Origin of the sequence: Bacillus sp. 166amftsu (assembly GCF_900107445.1) — a bacterium.
Taxonomy (GTDB): Bacteria; Bacillota; Bacilli; order Bacillales; family Bacillaceae_G; genus Bacillus_A; species Bacillus_A arachidis.
In genome coordinates this window covers 1-5,345 of the sequence record NZ_FNQA01000054.1, presented here as the reverse complement: position 1 = coordinate 5,345, position 5,345 = coordinate 1, and the positions used below count along the sequence as shown (strand labels likewise).

8 protein-coding genes and 1 pseudogene are annotated in these 5,345 nt (G+C 30.6%); 8 read left to right on the top strand and 1 reads right to left on the bottom strand.

Annotation, left to right across the window (positions count from 1 at the left end):
- From BLV40_RS27595 to BLV40_RS27560, 8 genes and pseudogenes are all read left to right on the top strand, one after another.
- A partial coding sequence (locus BLV40_RS27595) for a class I SAM-dependent methyltransferase (RefSeq protein WP_139265642.1) occupies nt 1–459 on the top strand: 459 nt, incomplete at its 5' end.
- Between the two features lie 299 nt (nt 460–758).
- Nucleotides 759–1,211, top strand: a complete 453-nt coding sequence (locus BLV40_RS27590; RefSeq protein WP_090695814.1) for a LytTR family DNA-binding domain-containing protein — start codon at nt 759–761, stop codon at nt 1,209–1,211.
- 94 nt (nt 1,212–1,305) lie between these two features.
- Entirely contained in the window at nt 1,306–1,824 is a 519-nt protein-coding gene (locus BLV40_RS27585) for a DUF6622 family protein (protein ID WP_090695812.1), read from the top strand.
- 23 nt (nt 1,825–1,847) lie between these two features.
- Nucleotides 1,848–2,264, top strand: a complete 417-nt coding sequence (locus BLV40_RS27580; protein ID WP_090695811.1) for a DUF3021 domain-containing protein — start codon at nt 1,848–1,850, stop codon at nt 2,262–2,264.
- Nucleotides 2,265–2,416: 152 nt separating this feature from the next.
- Nucleotides 2,417–3,016 carry a DJ-1/PfpI family protein gene (locus tag BLV40_RS27575; protein ID WP_090695809.1) on the top strand — a complete coding sequence of 200 codons (600 nt, stop codon included), beginning with the start codon at nt 2,417–2,419 and terminating at the stop codon, nt 3,014–3,016.
- A 109-nt stretch (nt 3,017–3,125) separates the two neighbouring features.
- Nucleotides 3,126–3,632 carry a hypothetical protein gene (locus BLV40_RS27570; RefSeq protein WP_244525470.1) on the top strand — a complete coding sequence of 169 codons (507 nt, stop codon included), beginning with the start codon at nt 3,126–3,128 and terminating at the stop codon, nt 3,630–3,632.
- Nucleotides 3,632–4,209 (top strand): annotated as a pseudogene (locus BLV40_RS27565) (DUF4303 domain-containing protein). The gene BLV40_RS27570 and the pseudogene BLV40_RS27565 overlap by 1 nt, the downstream one beginning before the upstream one ends.
- A 155-nt stretch (nt 4,210–4,364) precedes the next feature.
- Nucleotides 4,365–4,544 (top strand): hypothetical protein, encoded by a 180-nt coding sequence (locus BLV40_RS27560; RefSeq protein ID WP_090695807.1) that lies wholly within the window; start codon nt 4,365–4,367, stop codon nt 4,542–4,544.
- Between the two features lie 542 nt (nt 4,545–5,086).
- On the opposite strand, the gene BLV40_RS27555 is transcribed toward BLV40_RS27560, so the two are convergent.
- Nucleotides 5,087–5,345 (bottom strand): WYL domain-containing protein (locus BLV40_RS27555; protein WP_139265641.1); only part of this gene is annotated, 259 nt, incomplete at its 5' end.

Here is a 5,345-nt window from a genome sequence, read left to right as displayed (position 1 = left end):
TGTGTACCAATAGAAGAACTTAATTTGCCAAATCAAAAATTCGACTTAATAACAAGTTCTTTAGTTATACATTACATAGAAGATTACTCACATCTAATTAAGAAAATAAGAGGTCTGTTAAAAAATGATGGTGAGTTTATCTTTTCAACAGAACATCCAATAGTAACAGCTCGAAAGGAAATGAATAATTGGTTTAAGGATAATAATGGAAACAGATTGCATTGGGCATTAGATAATTACCAAGAAGAAGGAAAAAGGAAGGAACATTGGTGGATAGATGGTGTTGTTAAATATCACAGAACAATTTCAACATTAATTAATACTCTTATAGACAACGGTCTTGTAATTGAGAAAATTATTGAGCCAGAGTCAACTCCAACAGGATTAGAAAAAATGCCAGAATTAATAAATGAAAAACGGAGACCATCTTCTATTATCATTAAATCAAGAAAATATTGAGATTGAACCCTCGTTGATTAACTACTGGCTTTATTTTTAAAAAAGAGTAAAATCTTTTTTAAAAATAAGGTTGTGAAGAAATATACTTAAAGTAACGGGTGCTTTAAGTGAGCAAGAAACTAAAAACTTTTAACTTCCGCTTTCGATAATTATGTAAAAAGTAAAGCCGTCCTGATGGACGGTTTTTTGTATTTTTTGCTTAGCGGATTTTTTATATAAAATAATTTTTTGACTTTAATTAAACTTTCTTTCAAACTAACAATAGAATCTATTTTGAAGAAAGGAACATAGGATAGCAAATGAAAGTAAACATTAATATCATCGAAAAACTTAAAGAAGAATCTTGTACTTTTTACGTGCACAAAGTTACATCTTTCATTCTAGATATGATATCAACACTAGAGAATAGTTCTGATGATTATTTAATAGTAAATTCTATTCACAAAAATGAACAAGAAAAAATCTCTTGTTCAACTATTTATTATTTGGAATACCTTGAAAGAAAAGTGTTTATTTATACAAAAGAAAATATATTTGAGATAAAAAGTCCTTTATATAAATTACAATATACGCTTCCAGATAACTTTATTAGAATTTCCAAAAATATAATTGTCAATATCCATTTTTTAAACAAATTCTCCGCTAAGGCGAGTGGGAATATAGAGGCACTACTTTCAAATGGAGAAAATTTAATTGTATCAAGAAAATACGTTTCTTCTTTAAAAAATAAGCTAACACAATATTCTAAATAACCACTTATGTATTGATTTTTACCACTTATGTTTAAAAGTATTTCTTTCTATCTCCTTTGATGTAAATATTAATAAAAACAAAGGAGGAAATACAATGTATATCATGATTAAAGAAATATTTATAGGAACGCCATTATGGGTATGGATATTATTATTCTTTTTAATAAAAAGAGGTATTGCTATTTCTCAAGAAAGACCAATTAATTTGTCTAAAATGTTTCTTGTTCCCATGATTTTTATGATATGGGGTTTGGATAAAATGATTACTAAATTTTCTCACTTAGGATATTGTTTAATAAGCTATACTATTTTCATTCTTCTAGGTATTTTAATTGGATATTTGTTGTATCAAAAATATCAAACTTTTTTCGAAAAAGAGACAGTGATTTTCAGAAAGAAATGTTATCTTCCATTAATAATTATCTTGATTAATTTCTTGGTAAAATATCTCTTAAATGTAACTTTAGGAATTTCCTCATCATTTTATGATAATATTTCGTTTAACATAATTTATTCTGCTATAAGCGGACTATCTGTTGGTTTATTTTTTGGAGGAATCTTTTATACATTTTATATACAATCAAAATTAAATAATCTTATTTTAAAATCATAAAAAATACGAAGGGAAAGACTATATTGAAATTAAAAAATCGACTTTATTCAGGTTTAGGGACTGGATCATTTATATATATGATAGTTTTACTATCGAGAAACAATAATATATCTATCACACAAGCTGAGGTTATAAGTGTTCTTATAATTTCAGCTTGTGCAGGTATTTTCACATTCATTTTTGATGTTGAAAGAATAAGTTATGTATTCGCTTTAGTAATTCATTTTTTCATAATGATTTTAGTTATCTTTGTTATATCTATATATAATCATTGGATAGAAACCTTTCCAACTGCTGATTTTTTCGAGAGTATAGTTTTGATATATACATTTTCTTGGTTTATATCCTTTTTAAACACAAAAAAAGATGCTAAAGAATTAAATATATTACTAAAAAACAATAAGGGGTACAGCCGAGATACGTGTAAAAATAGGTCATAGGCTTACTTTTATTTCCAACTATGACCTATTGTGCTTATAGAGGTATTGCTTCTTCTATCAGATGAGGGGTTTTTTGTAAATCAATTACATAATCGCTGAATCGTCTTATATGTCTACGATTCACAAAAGAAAGCATATGAGGTGTAATAAAAATGAAAATACAAATTGTATTGTTTGACGGCTTCGGAGAGCTTGTCTCTTTCGCACCTTTTGAGGTACTCAAAAGAGCGATAGAAGAAGGGGCTCCATTTACGGTTGAACTAATATCAAGTGAACCAAAACAAGAAATTACTACTTCGTTTGGAGTTACGGTTAAACTAGATGATTTTTTACGAATGGATAATCGTCCAGATCTGTTAATTGTACCTGGTGGTGGCTGGAATCATAAAGCTGAACATGGGGCACGAAAGCAAGCAGAGCTTGGAACCCTGACCGAAATGATTAGAGAGATGCACAACGAAGGAACGATCGTTGCTGGAGTTTGTACAGGAGGGATGCTACTGGCTGCCTCCGGTATATTGAATGGTCGAAAGGCGACGATGCACTATTTGGCGCAGAATGAAATCAGTGAATACGGGGCAGAGCTTCTTCGTTACAGAATTGTTGATCAAGGGAATATTATCACTGCAAGAGGAGTCACTTCAGGACTTGATTTGGGACTTTGGATCACGGAAAGGTTCGCAAGCCCCAAAATTGCAGCTGCCGTTGAATATAGAATGGAATACGAGAGGCGAGGGGTTGTTTGGAGTTAATTTGAATTCTGTTTTATTGTTTGTTTTTCCCTAAACTAAAAGTGTAGGTAGCTATTTTATACAGAGGGAGAGACAAGCATGAAGAATAATTGGGGATAAAAGTAAGTATATGACCTATTTTTACACGTATCTCGGTTGTACCCCAACAAGTAATACAGAAATAGATAAATATCATGCTTTAGGACGTATTATAAAGATAGATGAAAAAATAGCTTTTTTCGTTACACCTGATAATTATATTTCAATAGCAGATTTAGAAATGAAAAACGGAAAATGGACTGTTAGTGGGACAGCCGGAGGAGAAAATGTAAGTGAGTTAGAAGTACAAGATTCTGGTATATCACCTACGCTTGTAGTTTCAAATGGAAAAGTTATTTTTGGTTATTTTAAAAATCCATCCATTAGCAAGATATCTTATGAATCTGCTTCGGGACATATAATAAATTTAGATAAATACTTACCTAACGAATCAAAGTATAAAGGATGGAGTTTATGGTACATAATCCTTCCTAATAAATTAGACGATGGCCCAGAATCATTAGATTTTATTAAGACTGCTTTAAAGTTTAAAGATATAAACGGAACTATTATAAAATATGGCTCAGTTAACGTTTAATGTTGATTTTCATGTTAAGATTGAAGTATGTAACAACATGTCGTGACAAAAAGAACGGAGGAGATACGGTGAAAATGCATCTTCAAGAAAGTTTACATGCTCAGTTGAAAAATGCAATTCGTTGTCATTATAATGAACTTACATCTAGGTGTGGTAATGACACAATATATGGATACTCCCTAATGACGGACGACTGTTTCAGTAGCATTGGACCAGTGGCTAATAAAGAAAGACTGATTAAGGTGAATAAATCAGACCCTTTATACAACTATTATAGATATGGGGCTGTTGATGGAGTGAGTGGGACGATTTCGGAATGTTTGATGAAGTGAATAAAACTATTAAAAGATACCATGAAACCGTCGAAGAAGACTTTGATTCGCTAATAGATACATTGCTGAATGAATTATTAAAAGTGTTAATGGAACTTGAGTCAGAAGGATTGTTTGGTGACAGAAACGATAACCGATTTATTGACATTTGTGTAACTGATTCATCAAACGAAATCATGCTTAAATCAGCTAGACTGCTTAATACATTAAAGGTATATGAAGAATACGCTTCAGAATTTGAATAAGAATGAATATAAGTAAAACTGCTCTTTATAAGAAGCGGTTTTTTGAAAGTCAACAATTAATATTAACAGAGCCTAAAATATAAAAACTGATCACCTAAAACAACTTCTGATAACGAAGGTTATGTAATCAAGAACAAACAAAAAGGTGAAAATATATGGAATTTAAACTAGGAGAAACTTTAATATTTGAAAAAATATTAGTTCGTGTCGTTAAGATTACAAAAGAAAATATCACATTTGAAGTACTACATGGTGGATGCGAAGAAGATACAGGAGCAATCATGGAGGTTCCTCTATGGTACATAACAATGAATCAAGATCAGATAGAAAAATAAATAACTACTGATAACACTGATTATGTGAACGAAAAGTCCCTTCAGATTTTTTTTGAGGGGACTTTTCTAGGTTTCTCGATGTATTGAGTTCTGATAAGTGATGTTATGTGAATTTCACAAAAATAAGATATATAATATAAAAATAACGATTAACTGAGGTGAGACTATGGAAAATACATGTGAAATTCCCATATTAGGGGTCACCTTACATGCCCATCAACTTAAGAATTCCGACTACCCCCAAGTGTAAAAAAACGTTATTCTTTCTAAATGTAATGTAATGCTTTGAGAAAAAACGGTAAATCTTTTACAAAAAATATCCCCTACTTTCTAAACCAATAGTAGGGGATATAGGCGTTTTAATAGACTTAGGAAGATAAATACAATTCGTGGCTAATAAGAACATCATCCGTTGTGGATTTGAAATAAGTTTGATTATTTTTTGTCTATTTTATGGCACAATCGCACTCTTTAGTTGAATAAAGGAACAATTATCTATGCAGCAATCCAGCCTAGTAGTATAAAATTAAATACAAATTAAGCTACAAATCATGATATTTTGTTATCACTGATTTAGCCCTTTCAATAAGCTTATTTTTTATGAAATCAGGTTCTATTATTTCTGCTTCAGGTCCAATACTCCAAAGTAGTTCAACATAAAACCACTCTTCTGAAGGGTTAATATTCTTTGTTATTTTCGCGGTTCCATCCGAATTATATTCCATATTATCTCTTAACCATGATATGCTCTCAGCTTTTCTTTTTCCCTCTTTGTTTAAACTCACTTCGAGCTTTATGGGA